General features: G+C 65.9%; 15 protein-coding genes. 10 read left to right on the forward strand and 5 right to left on the reverse strand.

What is annotated here, in order from left to right; all coding sequences use genetic code 11:
- Positions 1 to 3: 3 nt before the first annotated feature.
- From I6F31_RS22505 to I6F31_RS22530, 6 genes are all read left to right on the forward strand, one after another.
- The gene (locus I6F31_RS22505; protein ID WP_109145470.1) at positions 4 to 921 is read left to right on the forward strand and encodes a PHB depolymerase family esterase; all 918 of its coding nucleotides are present in this window, start codon (positions 4 to 6) and stop codon (positions 919 to 921) included.
- Positions 922 to 1,049: 128 nt separating this feature from the next.
- Positions 1,050 to 1,400: a RidA family protein gene (locus tag I6F31_RS22510; RefSeq protein WP_025032572.1), complete on the forward strand. Its 351-nt coding sequence runs from the start codon at positions 1,050 to 1,052 to the stop codon at positions 1,398 to 1,400.
- Between the two features lie 113 nt (positions 1,401 to 1,513).
- Complete coding sequence (locus tag I6F31_RS22515; RefSeq protein WP_036014140.1) at positions 1,514 to 1,879, forward strand: nuclear transport factor 2 family protein; 366 nt, start codon at positions 1,514 to 1,516, stop codon at positions 1,877 to 1,879.
- Positions 1,880 to 2,130: 251 nt separating this feature from the next.
- Entirely contained in the window at positions 2,131 to 4,716 is a 2,586-nt protein-coding gene (locus I6F31_RS22520) for a ligase-associated DNA damage response DEXH box helicase (protein ID WP_225186133.1), read from the forward strand.
- Positions 4,717 to 4,758: 42 nt separating this feature from the next.
- Entirely contained in the window at positions 4,759 to 5,430 is a 672-nt protein-coding gene (gene pdeM / locus I6F31_RS22525; RefSeq protein WP_225186134.1) for a ligase-associated DNA damage response endonuclease PdeM, read from the forward strand.
- A 270-nt stretch (positions 5,431 to 5,700) separates the two neighbouring features.
- Entirely contained in the window at positions 5,701 to 6,132 is a 432-nt protein-coding gene (locus I6F31_RS22530; protein WP_225186135.1) for a hypothetical protein, read from the forward strand.
- A gap of 61 nt (positions 6,133 to 6,193) precedes the next feature.
- Here I6F31_RS22530 and I6F31_RS22535 read toward each other — a convergent pair whose 3' ends face one another.
- On the reverse strand, positions 6,194 to 6,997 hold the full coding sequence (locus tag I6F31_RS22535) for a DUF2865 domain-containing protein (protein WP_225186208.1): 804 nt from the start codon (positions 6,995 to 6,997) through the stop codon (positions 6,194 to 6,196).
- 217 nt (positions 6,998 to 7,214) lie between these two features.
- On the reverse strand, positions 7,215 to 7,778 hold the full coding sequence (gene pyrE / locus I6F31_RS22540; RefSeq protein WP_036014130.1) for an orotate phosphoribosyltransferase: 564 nt from the start codon (positions 7,776 to 7,778) through the stop codon (positions 7,215 to 7,217).
- Between the two features lie 184 nt (positions 7,779 to 7,962).
- Here pyrE and I6F31_RS22545 point away from each other — a divergent pair, with 184 nt between their 5' ends.
- Positions 7,963 to 8,589 carry a glutathione S-transferase family protein gene (locus I6F31_RS22545; RefSeq protein ID WP_036026473.1) on the forward strand — a complete coding sequence of 209 codons (627 nt, stop codon included), beginning with the start codon at positions 7,963 to 7,965 and terminating at the stop codon, positions 8,587 to 8,589.
- A 159-nt stretch (positions 8,590 to 8,748) separates the two neighbouring features.
- On the opposite strand, the gene I6F31_RS22550 is transcribed toward I6F31_RS22545, so the two are convergent.
- From I6F31_RS22550 to I6F31_RS22560, 3 genes are all read right to left on the reverse strand, one after another.
- Complete coding sequence (locus I6F31_RS22550) at positions 8,749 to 9,384, reverse strand: LysE family translocator (RefSeq protein WP_057027515.1); 636 nt, start codon at positions 9,382 to 9,384, stop codon at positions 8,749 to 8,751.
- A gap of 270 nt (positions 9,385 to 9,654) precedes the next feature.
- A complete protein-coding gene (gene polA, locus I6F31_RS22555) occupies positions 9,655 to 12,735 on the reverse strand; it encodes a DNA polymerase I (RefSeq protein ID WP_225186136.1) in 3,081 nt (1,026 codons plus the stop codon).
- 260 nt (positions 12,736 to 12,995) lie between these two features.
- Positions 12,996 to 14,063 carry an acyltransferase family protein gene (locus I6F31_RS22560; RefSeq protein WP_225186137.1) on the reverse strand — a complete coding sequence of 356 codons (1,068 nt, stop codon included), beginning with the start codon at positions 14,061 to 14,063 and terminating at the stop codon, positions 12,996 to 12,998.
- A gap of 203 nt (positions 14,064 to 14,266) precedes the next feature.
- On the opposite strand from I6F31_RS22560, the gene I6F31_RS22565 reads away from it, so the two are divergent.
- The 3 genes from I6F31_RS22565 (at position 14,267) to I6F31_RS22575 (ending at position 18,816) form a co-directional block, all read left to right on the forward strand.
- Positions 14,267 to 15,583: a UDP-glucose/GDP-mannose dehydrogenase family protein gene (locus tag I6F31_RS22565; protein ID WP_225186138.1), complete on the forward strand. Its 1,317-nt coding sequence runs from the start codon at positions 14,267 to 14,269 to the stop codon at positions 15,581 to 15,583.
- Between the two features lie 118 nt (positions 15,584 to 15,701).
- On the forward strand, positions 15,702 to 18,176 hold the full coding sequence (gene hrpB / locus I6F31_RS22570; protein WP_225147242.1) for an ATP-dependent helicase HrpB: 2,475 nt from the start codon (positions 15,702 to 15,704) through the stop codon (positions 18,174 to 18,176).
- A 127-nt stretch (positions 18,177 to 18,303) separates the two neighbouring features.
- Positions 18,304 to 18,816 (forward strand): TIGR02281 family clan AA aspartic protease, encoded by a 513-nt coding sequence (locus I6F31_RS22575; RefSeq protein WP_225145576.1) that lies wholly within the window; start codon positions 18,304 to 18,306, stop codon positions 18,814 to 18,816.
- The last annotated feature ends 121 nt before the right edge of the window (positions 18,817 to 18,937 follow it).

The following is an 18,937-nucleotide window of genomic DNA, read 5'->3' on the forward strand; positions in this document are numbered from 1 at the left end:
ACCATGCGGCGGCGGATGCGCATCGCCACGCTGATCGCTGCTTTGACGGCAGCTTCGGCTGCGTCCGCCGATACGGTCGATGTCAACGGGGTGAAGCGCTCCTACACCGCGCAACTGCCAGCCAAGCGGCCCGCACCGCTCGTAATCGTGCTGCATGGCAAGACCCAGCGCGGCGCCGACATGGTCACACGGACGGCCTGGCCGCAGGTCGCCAAGCGCGAGGGCCTCGCCGTGGTGTTTCCGGACGGGCTCAACAACGCATGGGCGGACGCGCGCACCAAGGCGGGGCCGGCCCTGCGCGGACCACCGGTCGGCACCGATGACGTCGCCTTCATCGCAAGGCTGGTCGAGAAGCTGGTGGCCGACGGCACGGCCGATGCGAAGCGCGTCTACGTCGCCGGCGTCTCCAATGGCGGTGCCATGGCGATGACCATGGCCTGCGCGCGGGCCGATCTGTTTGCGGCGGCTGCGAGTGTGATCATGAACCTCAACGATGAAGCCGCCGTCACCTGTCATCCGTCGCGGCCGCTGCCGATGCTGCTCATGAACGGGACCGAAGATCCGCTGGTCCCTTATGAGGGCGGGCGCGGATCGAGCTATTTTGCCGCAGAGGGATTCTGGTCGACGGACGAGACGCTGGCGTTCTGGCGCAGGCTCAATGGCTGCGAGACCGACGACGCCGGGATCACCGACATGCCCGACGCGACGCCGGCGGACCAGTCCACGGTGACGCGGATCAGCTCGCGCTGTCCGGCTGGGCACGACGTCGTGCTCTATCGTATCAACCACGGCGGCCACCGCATGCCAGGCTTTGCTCCGGATGCCCGATTCCCGAAGGTCGCCAGGAACCTGCTCGGACCGCAGAACGGCGACATCGACGGCGCCGAAACGATCTGGACGTTCTTCAGCCGGTTTCCGTGAACGGCGTTGCTGCCCCACGCATGCGTGCCGGGCAACGCATGCGTGGCAGGCAACGCACGCGTGCCAAGGGGTGGCACAGTGCAAACCGCTGGGCTAGACAGGGCCGCCATTCCAGCCAGGAGATCCAGATGAGCATTCAGCGTTTTGAAACCGGCCCGCGCATGAGCCAGGTCGTCGTGCACGGCAACACCGTCTATCTCGCCGGTGTCGTCGCCAACAAGGCGGCCGGCGAAAGCGTGACGAAGCAGACCCAGGACATCCTGGCGACCATCGACGGTCACCTCGCCAAGGCCGGCACCGACAAGTCGAAGCTGCTCTCGGCCACGATCTACATCACCGACATGAAGACCTTCGCAGAGATGAACGCTGTGTGGGACGCCTGGGTCTCGCCCGGCAATACGCCTGCGCGCGCCACCGTCGAAGCCAAGCTGGCCGCCCCGCAATACACCGTCGAGATCATGGTGACGGCGGCAAAGTAATTTTTGCGAACACCTCACGCGCGTTGATGACCTCCGAGGTAATCGATCAACGCGCGTGAACCTTCGATAGTCACGGTCAGCCGGACAGCACGGCGCCATCGAAGGAGAGAACCATGACCGACCCCGTCACCATCGCCCGCCGCTACATCGAGCTCTGGAACGAGCGCAGTGCCGGCCGCCGCCGCGAGCTGCTGAGCGAAAGCTGGACGACGGATGCGAGCTACGTCGACCCCGTGATGAAGGGCGACGGCCAGGACGGCATCGAGGCGCTGATCGCAGGTGTGCAGCAGCGCTTTCCCGATTTCACATTCAAGCTGATCGGCGAGCCCAACGGCTACGGCGATCACATCCGCTTCTCGTGGGGACTTGGCCCTGACGGCGCCGACAGCCCGATCAAGGGCACCGATTTCGCCGTGCTGAAGGACGGCCGGATCAGAAGCGTGACCGGATTTCTCGATCAGGTCCCGGCCGGGGCGTGAGAGCGCTGGCCCTCGTCGCGCAGGCGAGGAGAGGACCGAAATTTGGACCTCACAAGCGGTCGTCATGCCCGGGCTTGTCCCGGGCATCCACGTTCTTCGTGCCGCGGGTAAGACGTGGATGGCCGGGACAAGCCCGGCCATGACGATGTCGAGTCTATCGTGCCTCAAATGGACAGCGCGTGTGCGATCGCCCTGTCGCAGGCCATAGCCCCCCCTCGACGAAGCCATCCCTACGGCTTACCTGTCATGCCGTGCCGCCCCGTCTCCTCCAGACATCGACCGAGCCGGCCGCCCTGCTGCCGGGTCGCTTTCGGGCCTGGTTCGCAGCCCGCGGCTGGTCGCCGCGCGCGCATCAATTGGCGCTGCTGGAGAAGGCGCGCGAGGACCGGTCCGCTCTCCTGATTGCGCCGACCGGCGCCGGCAAGACGCTGGCCGGATTTCTGCCCACGCTGGTCGAGCTGTCGGCGCAGCCGCTGACACGCGACGCGGGTGCGAAGAAGAACCTCGTCTCCACCGGCCGCAGCGTGCAGCGCAGCGGCGGCCTGCACACCCTCTACATCTCGCCGCTCAAGGCGCTCGCCGTCGACATCGCGCGCAACCTTGAGCGTCCGATCGCCGAGATGGACTTGCCCATCAAGGTCGAGACCCGCACCGGCGATACGCCGGTGTCGCGCCGTCAGCGGCAGCGGCGCTATCCGCCCGACGTGTTGCTGACGACGCCCGAGCAGCTCGCGCTGCTGCTCTCCTCCGACGACGCACCGTTCCTGTTTTCCTCTCTCAAGCGCATCGTGCTCGACGAGCTGCACGCGCTGGTCACGTCCAAGCGGGGCGATCTGCTCTCCCTCGGGCTGGCGCGATTGTGGCGCCTCGCGCCGCAGATGCGCGCGATCGGCTTGTCCGCGACCGTAGCCGAGCCAGAGCAGCTCGCGCGCTTCCTGGTGCCGCAGCCCGACGGCAAGGAGCGGGCAGCCGACATCGTCGTCGCCGGCGGCGCCGCGCCGCCCGTGGTCGAGATGCTCGATACGCGCGAGCGGCTGCCCTGGGCCGGTCACAGCGCGCGTCACGCGCTCCCTGAAATCTACGAGCTGATCAAGGCCAACAAGACCACGCTGGTCTTCGTCAACACCCGCAGCCAGGCCGAGATGCTGTTCCAGAATCTCTGGAGCATGAACGACGATGGCCTTGCCATCGCGCTGCATCACGGCTCGCTCGACGTCGCCCAGCGCCGCAAGGTCGAAGACGCCATGTCGGCGGGCCGGCTGCGCGGCGTGGTCTGCACCTCCTCGCTCGACCTCGGCGTCGACTGGGGTGACGTCGATCTCGTCGTCAATATCGGCGCGCCAAAAGGCTCCTCGCGTCTGATGCAGCGCATCGGCCGCGCCAATCACCGCCTCGACGAGGCCTCCCGCGCGGTGCTGGTGCCCGCCAACCGTTTTGAAGTGCTGGAGTGCCGCGTCGCCATCGACGCCATCGCCGAGAATGCGCAGGATACGCCGCCCTTGCGCACTGGCGCGCTCGACGTGCTGGCTCAGCATGTTCTGGGCTGTGCCTGTGGCGAGCCGTTCTTCAGCGACGAGCTCTATGGCGAGGTTCGCACCGCCGCGCCCTACGCAAGCCTGTCGCCGCAGGATTTCGACGACGTCGTCGATTTCGTCGCCTCCGGCGGCTATGCGCTGAAGACCTATGAGCGCTTTGCTCGCATCAAGCAGGACAAGGAGGGACGCTGGCGCGTCGCCAATCCCAAGGTGCGGCAGAGCTACCGCATGAATGTCGGCACCATCGTCGAGGACGACATGCTGAAGGTGCGGCTGGTGCGTTCGCGCGGCAGCGGTGCAGGATCCACAGGCGTGATCGCACGCGGCGGCCGACTGCTCGGCGAGATCGAGGAAGCCTTCATCGAGGGCCTCTCCCCCGGCGACACATTCGTGTTCTCGGGCGAAGTGGTGCGCTACGAGACCCTGGTCGAGGACCAGGTCTATGTCTCGCGCGCGCATGACAAGGACCCGAAGGTGCCGTCCTACATGGGCGGCAAGTTTCCGCTTTCGACCTATCTCGCCGAGCGCGTGCGCCGCCTGCTCGATGATGGCCGCGCCTGGGGCGGCTTGCCGGAGCAGGTGCGCGACTGGCTGTCGCTGCAGAAGGATGTCAGCAGAGTGCCGGCGGTCCGCGAGCTGCTGGTCGAGAGCTTTCCGCGGGCCAACAAGCATTATCTCGTTTGCTACCCCTTCGAGGGCCGTCTCGCGCATCAGACCTTGGGCATGCTGCTGACGCGCCGGCTGGAGCGCGCTCGCGCGCGTCCGCTCGGCTTCGTCGCCAATGAATATGCCGTGGCGATCTGGGGGCTCGGTGATCTCTCCTTCATGATCCGCGATGGGCGGATCGACCTCAACGCGCTGTTCGATCCTGACATGCTCGGCGATGATCTCGAAGCCTGGCTCGCCGAATCCGCGCTGATGAAGCGAACCTTCCGCAACTGCGCCATCATCTCCGGCCTGATCGCGCGCCGCCACACCGGGGAGGAGAAGAGCCGCCGTCAGGTGCTGTTCTCGACCGATCTCGTCTACGACGTGTTGCGCAAGCACCAGGCCGATCACGTCCTGCTCCGCGCTGCGCGCGCCGATGCCGCCACCGGCCTGCTCGATTTGCGCCGCCTCGGCGACATGCTGATGCGCATCCACGGCCGCATCACGCACCGGGAACTCGACCGCGTCTCCCCGCTCGCCGTGCCCGTGATGCTGGAAATCGGCCGCGAGTCAGTTTATGGCGAAGCTGCAGACGAGCTTTTGGCGGAAGCCGCCGACGAGCTCGTCAAAGAGGCGATGGATAGAAGCGGGTAAGACGTGACGGCAGGCGCGCTGATTTCGGGAGATGTCGAGGACATGCGCGTTTCCAGAGTCACGATCAGCGATGTGACCTTTGCGGCCGATCTCTCCGGCGCGCTGTTCTGGGACGAGCAGCGCCTGCTCGTCGTCTCCGACCTGCATCTCGAGAAAGGCTCGAGCTTCGCCACGCGCGGCGTCCTGCTGCCGCCTTACGATACCATTGCGACGCTCGGCCGGCTCGCTGCTGTCATCTCCCGCCATGATCCGCGAGTGGTCATCGCGCTCGGCGACAGTTTTCACGACCGCAGCGCGCATGAGCGCCTGTCCGCCGAGGACCGCGACGCCTTGGCCGCACTCCAGACCGGCCGCGACTGGATCTGGATTTCCGGCAATCACGATCCCATGCTGCCGCGCGATCTCGGCGGCACCATCGCGGACGAAGTCGCGATCGGCCCGATCACCTTCCGCCACGAGCCGACCGGCGCCCACGGCGAGATCGCCGGCCATCTGCATCCGAAGGCGCGCGTCTCGGCGCGTGGCCGCTCGATGGAGCGCCGCTGCTTCGCCAGCGACGGGATGCGGGCGGTGATGCCGGCATTCGGTGCTTACGCGGGGGGCCTCAGCATCCGCGATCCAGCCTTCGCAAAGATCTTTCCGGCGAATGGCTTTGTCGCCCATCTCCTCGGCGACCGCCGCGTCCACGCCATTGCGGCCTCGCGCTGCCATTGAGGCGCCGGCTGCATTAGGACAGCACTACGACCGGTATTTTTCCGGAATCGCGCAAAGCCCGCTGTCGGTATTAACGTCCGCGCTTGCCGGGGCTGGATTTCATCCCGAACAAGATTGCAACCGGCAAAGGGGTCGCCTCGGGCGGCCCCTTTCGATTCCACGCGCGCCCAGAACAAATTAAGAACACTTTAGCAAGTCTTTGATATAGCATTGTGATTCGGCGTCTCGCCGATACAATATCTAGCGTCTGTCCGACTTTGCGAGGACTACATGTCCACCATTGCCTTCGACCAGTTTGCCCTCACCCGGATCGCCGATTTCGCGCGCTCGCTGTCACGGCTGCATCAGGCCGCGCGGCGCCAGAGGGTCGATGACGACCAGTTCGACCGCGAGTTCAACGCGGTGTGCCAGTCGATCTGGGGCTACACAATCGACGATGTCAGCGACGATCTGTTCTCGTCCGAGGATCATCTGTTTCTCGACACGCTGGACGAAGCGCATGCGCGCATCTTCGCGGCGGAGCAGGGCTATGACCTCCTCGGCGATCAGGGCATGCTGACCGATTGGTGGGGCTTCTGCTGGATGATCCTGGCCGAGAAGCGCGGCCTCCTGACGCCGGAGAACCGCGCCTCCGCGCGCGCCGCGATCGAGGAGAAATATCTGGCGGCGCCGAATGTGATCGGCGTGATCATCGGGAGGTAGTGCCGCAAATTCCGTCATTGCTTCGCTACGCTCGCAATGACGGTGTGGTTACAGGTGAGGCTTAATCCAACCCCGCCCGCTTCGCCGGCTTCGCGGCGGTCTTCGGCACTGTCACGTCCGGCAGCGGCTCGCGCACGATCTCGTTTGACGCTGGCGCATCTGCCGACACCGTCTCGGCGCGCACCGGCGCCACCTTCATCTCGCCGAGCCGCGCTCGAACCTGCGCGGTGAGGCCGGGATAGGAGGCAACCGGGGTGAAATCCGCAGCCTGGTCGTTGCCGACGCGGACGCCGGTATAGGCGACGAGGCCGTCGCTGGTGGCGATCACGTCGCCGGCCTTCAGGGAGGAATCCAGCGCAAGGTCGACCGGGGCAAGACCGACGGGTTCACGGCCGTTGCAGGTGCAGTCGGCGCGCAGCGCCTTGCGGTAGGCGAACGCGTTCTCGCTGTCGACGTAGCGCTCGCCGGTCTGTGAATAGGCACCGTCGATCGACGAGCCGAAATAGACCTTGGTCGCGCTGGCAGGACAGAACGCCTGACACATCTGCGCGGGTGAGACGAGACCGCGCATCAGCGGAAAGTATTTCCCGTCGCAACTGCGTACGCAGAAGGCCGGTCCCGAGCCACCGGCCGCGGCCGAGCGGGTCGGCGGCACATATTGCGGCGTGGCGCCATTCTGCTGGCTGCTGAAGGGATCGACGTGGGAGTTCGCCGGCGGCACCTCGCGCTGCGGCCGCTGCTGCATTCCGCCGAAGAGGAAATCGAACAGGCCTTCGGCTGCAACCGAGGTCGGCGCCGCCAGCAGCGGCGCTGCCAGCATGGCGGCCACAAGCGAAGCGCGACGCCGCCGGCGCGCATGGGACATGACTGTACGCAATGCTTACTCCACCCGACGCTACTGAATCGGCTGGGACCGAGCGATCTCAGCACACGATTCACCATAAAGCGGGATGGTAAATGAGCAGTTGAGCGTAGGCGGTTTCAAGACGAGGCGGTGGCCTCTTTAAGGCCGGGCGCAGCTTTGGACGGGTGGTTGCTACCGGGACACATTGAGGCACGACGGCGGAGAAATTTCCGCCACTTCACCCCTTCAAGAATTCCGACGCCTTGTACAGCGAGCGGAACGGCAGGCCAGCCGCACCGAACGTGTCGGTGGCGCCTTCCTCGCGATCGACCATGGTCAGCACCAGCACGACATTGGCCCCGGCCTCGCGCACCGATTCCACCGCCTTCATCGCCGAGCCGCCCGTGGTGGTGACGTCCTCGACGATCACGACGCGCTTGCCCGCCAGCGTCTCGCCCTTGGGCAGGCCCTCGATCGCGAGCTTCGCGCCGTGCTCCTTCGGCTTCTTGCGCACGAAGAAGGCCGCGATCGGATGACCCTTGATCCAGGAGATCTGCGCCAGCGCGCCGGCGAGCGGCACCGCGCCCATCTCGAGACCGCCGATGAAATCGAGCTGGTCGTCCTTGAGCGCCTCGTAAGTCAGCTCGGCGAGCAGCGTTGCGCCCTCGGGGTCGAGCATGGTCGGCTTGAGGTTGAAGTAGAAATCGCTCTTGCGGCCCGACGCGAGCGTCACCTCGCCGCGGCCGAATGAGCGCCGGCGGATGATCTCGAACAGGCGGGCGCGGGAGGCGGATTTCGACACGGCGGTCCCTCAAACAGCGTTTTTGGTGGGGGCGGAATTTATCCGCGACCGACGCGACATTCCAGAGGGGGCGTCTCCCGTCAACAGGGATCGGCCATCCCGGTCCGCCGGTTGTGAGGGCGCAACCTTCTGGAGTAGGTGAGGGGGCAAGCCTTCGGGCAAGCCTCTTGGGGAAGGACACGGAATGACCATCGAGCTCTATACCTGGAACACGCCGAACGGCCGCAAGATCTCGGTCGCGCTGGAGGAGATGGGGCTGCCCTATAAGGTGATCCCGGTGAACATCACCAAGGGCGAGCAGATGGCGCCCGAGTTCCTCAACCTCTCGCCCAACAACAAGATCCCCGCGATCGTCGACCCCGAGGGGCCTGAGGGCAAGCCCGTCAGCATCTTCGAATCCGGCGCGATCCTGCTCTATCTCGGCGAAAAGACCGGCAAATTCCTGCCGAAATCGCTTATCCAGCGCATTCCGGTCTACGAATGGCTGATGTGGCAGATGGGCGGCTTCGGCCCGATGCCCGGCCAGGTACACCATTTCATCGCACTCGAGAACGAGCAGGACCGGGCCTACGGCCTGAAGCGCTTCATGGCCGAGACCCGCCGGCTCTACGGCGTGCTCGACCGCCGCCTGGAGGGGCGCGACTTCGTCGCCGGCGAGCTCTCGGTTGCCGATTTTGCCATCCTGGGCTGGGCCTGGCGCCATCCTCGCCACAAGGTTGATCTGGCCGACTTCCCCAACGTCAAGCGCTGGTACGAGGCCCTGATGGCGCGCCCGGCCGTGAAGCGGGGGATGGAGGCGAAGCTGGATTAAGCTCTCTTCTCCCTCTCCCCGTTCTTACGGGGAGAGGGTTGGGGTGAGGGGCCTCTCTCCCCATGCGAGATGGTCGAGAGACCTGTACCCCCTCACCCGAATTCGATCTGCGATCGAATTCGACCTCTCCCCGCAGGCGGGGAGAGGTGAAGACCATCCTCACACCCTCTTCGCTTCCACCGCCATCCGCACCGCGAGTCCCGCCAGCACGGTGCCCATCAGCCAGCGTTGCACCAGCATCCAGCTCGGCCGGTTCGCCAGGAACAGCGCGATCGATCCGGCCGCGAGCGCGATCATCGCGTTGACGCTGACGCTGATTGCGATCTGGATCGCGCCCAGCACCACCGACTGCGTCAGCACGCTGCCTGCTGTGGGATCGATGAACTGCGGCAGCAGCGCCAGATACAGCATCGCGATCTTCGGGTTGAGCAGGTTGGTGATGAAGCCCATCACGAACAATTTGCGCGGGCTGTCGACCGCGAGCTTCCTCACCTGGAACGGCGAGCGTCCGCCCGGCTTCACCGCCTGCCAGGCGAGCCACAGCAAATAGCCGGCGCCGGCAAAGCGCAGCGCGTCATAGGCGAAAGGAATGGCGAGCAACAGCGCCGTGATACCAAACGCCGCGCACAGCATGTAGAACACGAAGCCGAGCGCCACGCCGCCGAGCGAGACGATGCCGGCCGCGCCGCCTTGCGTGATCGAGCGCGAGATCAGGTAGATCATGTTCGGTCCCGGCGTGAGCACGAGGCCGAGGCTGACGAGGGCGAAGCCGAGCAAGGCGGAGGTGTGGGGCATGGTTGAACCGGTGCGGGAGATGCAAAGGTTCTAATACGCGCGGGATCGCGCGGCCATCGCGCAATTGCTCGGAGGACAATCGAGGTCTTGCGCCGGTGTGCTCCCTCGCCCCGGTTCTTACGGGGCCGGGACGAGCTTCGCTCGCCCTGAGAGGGTTGGGGTGAGGGGCTTTCTCCACACGGGCGGTCGTCGAAGGACCTGTACCCCCTCACCCGGACCGCAAGAGCGATCCGACCTCTCCCCGCAAGCGGGGAGAGGTAAGAGAGAGCGTTAATGCGCCTCGTCCCAATTGTTCGCGGCGCGGGCGTCGACATGCAGCGGCACCGAGAGCAGCACGGCCGGGAACGGCGCGTCCTGCATCACTTTCTGCACGACGGGCAGCGTTGCCTCGACCTCGTCGTCCGGCACCTCGAAGATCAACTCGTCATGCACCTGGAGCAGCATTTGCGCCGAGAGCTTCTTCTCGGTGAGCGCATCCTCCACGCGCGTCATGGCGCGGCGGATGATGTCGGCGGCGGTGCCCTGCAGCCGCGCGTTGATCGCGGCGCGCTCGTTGAAGGCGCGCACCGAGGCATTCGAAGCCTTGATGTCGGGGTAGTGGCACTTGCGGCCGAACAGCGTGGTGACGTAGCCGTGGTTGCGGCAGAAATCGCGCGTCTCGTCCATATAGGCGCGGATGCCGGGGAAGCGCTCGAAATACTTCTTGATGTAGGCGGAGGCTTCCTCGCGCGCGATGCCGAGCTGGTTGGCGAGACCGAACGCGGAGATGCCGTAGATGATGCCGAAATTGATCGCTTTCGCGCGGCGGCGGATCTCGCTCGGCATGCCCTTGATCGGCACACCGAACATTTCTGATGCGGTCATGGCGTGAATGTCGAGCCCGTCGCGGAACGCCTGCTTCAGCACGGGAATGTCGGCGATCTCGGCCAGCAGCCGCAGCTCGATCTGCGAATAGTCGGCGGAGACCAGCTTGTGCCCGGGCGTGGCGATGAAGGCTCGGCGGATCTTGCGGCCGTCCTCGGTGCGCACCGGAATGTTCTGCAGGTTCGGCTCGTTCGACGACAAGCGCCCCGTCGTGGTCGCAGCCAGCGCGTAGGTGGTGTGCACGCGGTGGGTCTGCGGGTTGACGTAGGCCGGCAGCGCGTCGGTGTAGGTCGATTTCAGCTTGGAGACCTGGCGCCATTCCAGAATCTTCTTCGGGAAGTCGTGGCCCTGCTCGGCGAGCTCGTCGAGCACCTGTGCGGTGGTCGACCACGCGCCGGTCTTGGTCTTGGTGCCGCCAGGCAATCCCATCTTACCGAACAGGATGTCGCCGATCTGCTTGGGGCTGCCGACATTGACCGGCTCGCCCGCGATCTCCTGGATCTCGGCCTCGACGCGCGCTGCGGTCTGGGCGAAGTCGCCGGACAGACGCGACAGCACCTGGCGATCGATCGAGATGCCGCGCCGCTCCATACGCGCAAGCACGGAGACCAGCGGCCGCTCCAGCGTCTCGTAGACCGCACTCATGTGCTCGGAAACCAGGCGCGGCTTCAGCACGCGCCACACCCGCAACGCGATGTCGACGCCTTCGGCTGACAGCGGTGCGGCCTTGTCGATCGGCACCTGGTCGAAGGTGATCTTGCCCTTGCCGCTGCCGAGCAGCTCGCTGTCCTTCAGCATGGCATGGCCGAACCAGCGCTCCGACAACGATTCCAGCGCATGCGAGCCGCGGCCGGCATCGAGCACGTAGGAGATCAGCAGCGCATCGTCGATGTTGCGCAGGGTGATGCCGTGCTGCGCCAGCATCACGGCCGTGAACTTGACGTCGAAGCCGATCTTGAGGATGCCCGTCGATTCCAGCACCGGCCGCAGCGCTTGCAGCGCGTCGTCATGCTTGACCTGGTCCGGCGCGAGGCCGGCATCGAACAGGCCGGCGCCGCCGCCGGATTGCTTGTGCGCCAGCGGCACGTAGCAGGCCTCGTTCGGCGCCAGCGCCAGCGCGATGCCGCAGAGATCGGCCTGCATCGGATCGATCGAGCTCGCTCTTGTCTCGATCGCGACATGGCCGGCGTCATGGATGCGCGCAATGAAGGCGTCGAGCTCCTTCAGCGTCTTGATGGTCTGGTATTTGCCGCGATCGACAGGAAGCTTGCGCAGCGCCTCTTCGCGCGCGACGGCGAGCGAGATCGGCGCACCCTTCGGGCTCGCAGCCTTGTCCTCCTTGCCTGCCGATTTGTTGGGCTGGTTCGGCCGGGCTGGCGCCGGAGTTCCCGTGCCTGGTGTGGGCACGACGTCCGAAGGCGGCAGCGTCGTGAACACGCTGGCGCCGCTGGCGTAGCCGGGATCGGCATCGACATTGGCAGGATCGATCTGCGCATATTCGGCGACGCGCCGCGTCAGCGTCGTGAATTCCATCGCCTTGAGGAAGGCGATCAGCTTGCGCGCGTCGGGCTCGTGGACGGCGAGGTCGTCCAGCGGCACCTCCAACTCGACCTTGTCGTCGAGCAGCACGAGTTGCCGCGAGATGCGCGCCTTCTCCGCATTCTCGAGCAGCGCCTCGCGCCGCTTGGGCTGCTTGATCTCGCCGGCGCGGAACAGCAATTGGTCGAGATCGCCATATTCGGTGATCAGCTGCGCCGCGGTCTTGATGCCGATGCCGGGTACGCCCGGCACGTTGTCGGTGGAATCGCCCGCGAGCGCCTGCACCTCGACCACCTTGTTCGGCGGCACGCCGAACTTCTCGATCACCTCTGATATGCCGATGCGGCGGTCCTTCATGGTGTCGTACATCGTGACGCAATCGGTGACGAGCTGCATCAGGTCCTTATCGGACGACACGATGGTGGCGCTGGCGCCGCGCTCGCAGGCTTGGCGCACATAGGTCGCGATGAGATCGTCGGCCTCGAAGCCGATCTGTTCCAGGCAGGGCAGGTCGAAGGCGCGCACGGCTTCGCGGATCAGCGCGAATTGCGGAATGAGATCGTCGGGGGCCGGCGGCCGGTGCGCCTTGTAGTCCGGATAGATCTTGTTGCGGAAGGTGATCTCCGACTTATCGAAGATGATGGCCAGATGCGTCGGCCGATTGTCCTCGGGCATCTCGCGGAGCAGCTTCCACAGCATGTTGCAGAAGCCGAGCACGGCGTTGACCTGGAGCCCGTCGGACTTGCGATTCAGCGGCGGCAGTGCGTGATAGGCGCGGAAGATGTAGGAGGAACCGTCGACCAGGAAGACATGGTCGCCCTTGCCGGCCGCCTTCGCCGCGACCGGTTTGGCAGCAGCCTTGGCAACAGCGGGCTTGGTCTCTGCGGCAGCTTTCGGCGCGGCCTTGGTGTCAGCTTTGGCGGTGGTCTTCGGAGATGTCTTGGGCATGGCCGCAATGTATGAATTTTTGCGGACTTTGACAGCCTTGGGAGGCGGATTTTTGGGCCGGTAGCGCGACTATCCCCGCTGTCATTCCCCGCGACCCGGCTACGCCAAGGCTTCGCCGAGGTCTCGGTCTTGGGCACGCCGAAGCTCTAGCGTAGGCGGCAAGCGGGGAATCCAGTACGCTGCGGCTTCTCGGTTCAATCGCTGGCGCCTCCGCGTACTGGGTCGCCCGGTCAAGCCGGGCGACGACACCGAGAGGGCAGCTACTCCGCTGCCTGTAACCGCACGCCCGCCTTCCTCGGCGCGATCCAGAACGCATCGGGCCGCTCGAACAGGAAGCGCGCATTGAGGCGGAGCGCGACCTGCCAGATCGCCAGCGCACCGAGCACGCCGGCGATAGTGACGAGCAGCGACACCGTGCCGATATCAGGAATGATGCCGGTGCGCAGCAGCAGCGTGCGGGTCGCCGCCATCGGCAGGAAGAAGGCGAGATAGATCACGATCGAATGCTCGCCGCAGAAGCGGAGGAAGTTGAGCCAGTGCGCCCGCGCGAGCAGCGTGCCCGCCGCGATGATGGCGCAGGCGCCGGCGAAGCCGAGCGCGAGCGAGACGATCGCCCACTCGCTGGCGCCCGCTGCGACGAGGCCGGCATTGATCAGCGCCCAGGCAGCGAGCGCTGCAAGCGCCAGCGCCGGATGCTTCCGCGCCCGGTCCGACAGGGCGAACACGTAGGGCGCGAACAAATAGCCCGAATAGAAATAGACGAAGCGTGCGCAGAACTCGTCGATGGCGGTCCAGCCGGTCGTGATGTGCGCGGTCTCCAGCGCGGCGGCGACGAGCCAGACCGCGAGCGATGGGACCTTGCGTGTCAGTTTCGTGACGACGAAGAAGACCGGCAACAGATAGATGAACCACAGCGTGCCGAACGGCTCGATGAAGGATTCGAGATACAGCAGGCCGACGTGCTGCCAGCTGGTCTCGGCCGCAAAGGCCGGGGCCTTGAAGCCGAATTGGATTGTCACCCAGACGACATAAAAATAGGCGAAATGCACCACCTTGCGGTCGAGATAGGTTCGCCAGTCCCGATCGATCACCAGAGACAGGAACAAGCCCGAAATCAGAAAGAAATCCGGCATCCGGAACGGCTTTGCGAAGGCTACGAGCACGTGCATGAACCCGGTCTGCCCGGCGGCAAGCTCCACCCCCAGCACCGAATGCATCATCACCACCATGACGATGCAGATACCCTTGGCGTAGTCGACCCAGTCGATACGCGCGCCCGAAGCGGCCGTGGAGGGGCTGGCCGCCGCGATTGTGCCTGATCGTGCCATGGTGTCCCTTTTCGAGGCGCGTTCCGCCCGTGCCTGTGCGGGCCTGGGGCAGTTTGGAGCCCAGTAGTTTCCGACTTCTTTACCGGTTCAAATCGCGGGCCGGTTTTTGCATGCGGACTGTTCCATGGCCTCGGGAAAATGCTAAACCGCCCCGGATTGGGCTGAGTTGGACGTCCGTTAACCAAGCTGGAACAGGATTTTTCATGCGAATTGCGATGATCGGCACGGGCTATGTGGGATTGGTGTCCGGCGCCTGCTTTGCGGATTTCGGCCACGACGTTACCTGCGTCGACAAGGACGAGAGGAAGATCGCGGCACTCCATCGCGGCGAGATCCCGATCTACGAGCCTGGCCTCGACGAGCTGGTCGCGAACAACGTGAAAGCCAAGCGGCTCGACTTCACCACCGACCTGAAGCAGCCGGTCGCCGATGCCGATGCCGTGTTCATCGCGGTCGGCACGCCCTCGCGCCGCGGCGACGGACACGCCGACCTGTCTTACGTCTACGCCGCCGCGAAAGAGATCGCGCAGTCGCTGCAGGGCTTCACCGTGGTGGTGACGAAATCGACCGTGCCGGTCGGCACCGGCGACGAGGTCGAGCGCATCATCCGCGAAGCCAATCCGTCGGCCGATGTGGTGGTCGCCTCGAACCCTGAGTTCCTGCGCGAGGGCGCGGCGATCCGCGATTTCAAATTCCCGGACCGCATCGTGGTCGGCACCTCCGAGGAGCGCGGCCGCAAGGTGATGGGCGACATCTACCGTCCGCTGTCGCTGAACCAGGCGCCGCTGATGTTCACCGCGCGCCGCACCGCCGAGATGATCAAATACGCCGCCAACGCGTTCCTCGCGACCAAGATCACCTTCATCAACGAGATCGCCGATCTGTCCGAGAAGGCCGGCGCCAACGTTCAGGAGGTCGCGCGCGGCATCGGGCTCGACAACCGCATCGGCACGAAATTCCTGCATGCCGGTCCCGGCTTCGGCGGCTCGTGCTTCCCGAAGGACACGAAGGCTCTGATCAAGATCGCGCAGGACTACGACGTCTCCTTGCGCATCGTCGAATCGGTGCTGGCGGTCAACGAGAACCGCAAGCGCGCGATGGCGCGCAAGGTGAGCCAGGCGCTCGGCGGCAATCTGCGCGGCAAGACCGTTGCGGTGCTGGGCCTCACCTTCAAGCCCGACACCGACGACATGCGCGATGCGCCGTCGATCCCGCTGGTAACGGGCCTGATCGACATGGGCGCGAAGGTGAAGGCGTTCGATCCCGTCGGCATGGAGCAGGCCAAGGGCGAATTGCCCGATATCACCTATTGCGAGGACGCCTATGCCTGCGCGCAAGGCGCCGACGCTCTCGTCATCGTCACCGAATGGGTCCAGTTCCGCGCGCTCGATCTCGACCGGTTGAAGGCGACCATGGCGCAGCCGGTCGTCGTCGACCTCCGCAACATCTACCGCCCCGAAGACATGGAAGCCGCCGGCTTTGTGTACGAGAGCGTCGGTCGTCCGCCAGTGCAGGGCTGATCGTTCCCAGCTCCACATAAATTCGTCATGGCCGGGCTTGTCCCGGCCATCCACGTCTGTTTTCTGGTCGAGGACGTGGATGCCCCGGACAAGCCCGGGCATGACGAGTGGATGGATCTTGCCCCGCAGCTTCGACACGCCCCTCCCGATCGATGCCGTGCTCGACGATTTGTCGCGTACGCTGGAGGCTAGCAACGCCGCAGTGCTGGTGGCCCCTCCCGGCGCCGGCAAGACCACGCGCGTGCCGCTGGCCTTGCTCGATGCGCCGTGGGCCAAGGACAAGAAGATCATCGTGCTGGAGCCGCGCCGCATCGCCGCGCGCGCCAGTGCCGACCGCATGGCCAAATCGCTCGGCGAGCGCGCCGGCGAAACCGTGGGCTATCGTGTCCGCTTCGGCTCGAAGATCTCGCGCGCGACGCGCATCGAGGTGGTGACCGAGGGCATCTTCACCCGCCAGATCCTCGACGATCCCGAACTAACAGGCGTTGCCGCGATCCTGTTCGACGAATTCCATGAACGCTCGCTCGACGCCGACATGGGCCTCGCGCTGGCGCGTGATGCGCAAACCGGCTTGCGCGAGGATTTGCGCATCCTGGTGATGTCGGCGACGCTCGACGGTGCGCGGGTGGCAAGGCTGCTCGGCGATGCCCCCGTCGTCGAGAGCGAGGGCCGTGCGTTTCCGGTCGAGACACGCTATCTCGGCCGCAAGGCGGATGCACCGATCGAGCGGCAGATGGCGGATGCGATCGCATCTGCGCTGCGCGCCGATAGCGGCTCGGTGCTGGCCTTCCTGCCAGGCGCCGCCGAGATCCGCCGCACGCAGAATTTCCTCTCCGAGCGCGTGCAGGACGCCTCCGTCGAGATCGTGCCGCTGTTCGGCGCGCTCGATGCCGCCGTGCAGGATCGCGCCATCGCGCCGGCACCCAAGGGCACGCGCAAGGTGGTGCTGGCAACCTCGATCGCGGAGACCTCGCTCACCATCGAGGGCGTGCGTATCGTCGTCGATAGCGGTCTTGCCCGCGTGCCGCGCTATGAGCCCGATATCGGCCTGACCCGGCTCGAGACCGTGCGCGCCTCGCGCGCGGCGGTGGACCAGCGCCGCGGCCGTGCCGGCCGCACCGAGCCCGGCGTCTGCTACCGGCTCTGGGACGAGCCGCAGACCGCATCGCTCGCGCCGTACACCCAGCCGGAAATCCTCAGCGCCGACCTGTCCTCGCTGGTGCTCGATCTCGCGCAATGGGGCGTCAGCGATCCCGCGGCTCTATCGTTCCTCGATCCGCCGCCGCAGCCGGCCTGGAAGGAAGCCAAGAGCCTGCTGAGCGAGCTAAACGCGCTCGACGGCGACGGCCGCATCACCGCCGAAGGCAAGAGCTTGCGTGCGCTGGCGCTGCCGCCTCGGCTGGCGCGCATGATCGTGGATTCGCATCGCGCCGGCGAGGGCCAGGCCGCCGCCGAGATCGCGGCCATCATCACCGAGCGCGGCCTTGGCGGCGACAGCGTCGATCTCGAGCACCGCCGCGACCAGTTCCGCCGCGACCGCTCACCACGCGCGGCAAGCGCGCGCGATCTCGCGCACCGCTGGGCTTCGCAGGTCGCGGCGTCGGAGAAGGTGGCGCAGCAGGAGGATCTCTCGACCGGCCTGATGCTCGCCTATGCGTTCCCGGACCGCGTCGCGCGCAATCGCGGCAATGGCAGCTTCGTGCTGGCCAACGGCCGCGGCGCCTCTGTCGAGCAGACCTCCTCGCTCGCCCGTGCGCCCTACATCGCGATCGGTGAGATGACGGGGACGGCGGCGAGCGGTCGCATCTTGCTCGCCGCGCAAATCACCGAGGACGAGATCGAGCGGCATTTCGCCGAGCATATCGAGACCGCCGACGAGATCTCGTTCGATCGCGGCGCGATGGCGCTGCGGGCGCGGCGCAAGCGCGTGCTGCACGCGATCACGCTGTCCGAGGCGACGCTTTCAGTATCGCCCTCGGAGGACACCGCGCGCATCTTCGCAGATGGCCTGATCGCCGCGGGCCTCGACCGGCTGCCCTGGTCGAAAGCCGCCAAGCAATGGCGTGATCGCGTGATGTTCCTGCGCAAGGCCGAGGGCGACAGCTGGCCCGATTTGTCCGACGACGGTCTGATCGCGCGGCGCGACGACTGGCTGGTGCCGGCGCTCTCCGACAAGATCGCGCTCAAGGACATCTCCGCGGGCGATCTCTCCGACGCCCTGATGGCGCTCTTGCCCTGGGAGATGCGCACGCGGCTCGACCGCGAGGCGCCGACGCATTTCGAGGCGCCGACCGGCACTATGCTCGCGATCGACTACGAGGCCGAGCAGGGGCCGACCATCGCGGTCCGGCTACAGGAATTGTTCGGCCTCAACACCCATCCCTCGATCGCCGCCGGCAAGGTGCCGCTGGTGCTGGAATTGCTGTCGCCGGCCCAGCGTCCGGTGCAGGTGACGCGCGATCTGCCCGGCTTCTGGCGCGGCAGCTACGCCGCCGTCCGCTCCGACCTGCGCGGCCGCTACCCGCGTCACCCCTGGCCCGACGATCCCGCGAGCGCCGTGCCGACAAGGCGGGCGAAGCCGCGCGGGACGTGAGAACTCGCAACCGGCATTAACCCTCCGCTCATCCTTTTCGTCAAAATGACAGGAGCCCCGGCGTGCCTGCGCTCGCCGCCGGCCTCGTCGCGTGATGAAATCGAGCTTTCGGCTCGGAAGTGGTGTGATGCGTAACATTATGATCATCGCGGCCGTTATGATCGGCCTCGGCACCTTCATGGCGCAGATGGCGGACAAGATGAGCTCGGCTTCCGCCACGTCAGTGCCGCGCACGACGGTCGCAGTCGCGGCCACAGCGCCGGCCAGCGGCCGCAGCCTGGCCATTGGACGTGACGGCCGCGGTCATTTCCAGACCGAGGGCCGGATCGACGGCCAGCGCATCGGCTTCATGATCGATACCGGCGCCTCCGTCGTGGCGCTGAACGAGACCTCGGCCGCCCGCTTTGGTCTCCGTCCCTCGCGTGGCGAGTACAACGCCACCGTTTCCACCGCCAACGGCACCATCAAGGCCGCGCGCACCCGAATCGCCATGCTCGACGTCGGCGGCCTCATCGTGCGCGATGTCGATGCCATGGTGCTGCCGGACGAGGCGCTGTCGGAAAACCTGCTCGGCCTCTCCTTCCTGTCCCGCCTGAAGCGTTTTGAGTACGCCAACGGGCAGATGGTGTTGGAGCAGTAGAGGCGAGCCGCGCGACCGCGCGGTCGTCAATTTCAAGAAGATATTCTTGCTCCGGCCGCCCTTCCGGTAACGTTTCTTCGTTACCAAACTGCCGCAATTATCGGCCATAAGCCTTCATTCC

It is taken from the genome of Bradyrhizobium sp. NBAIM01, from assembly GCF_020194115.1.
Lineage (GTDB): Bacteria > Pseudomonadota > Alphaproteobacteria > Rhizobiales > Xanthobacteraceae > Bradyrhizobium > Bradyrhizobium yuanmingense.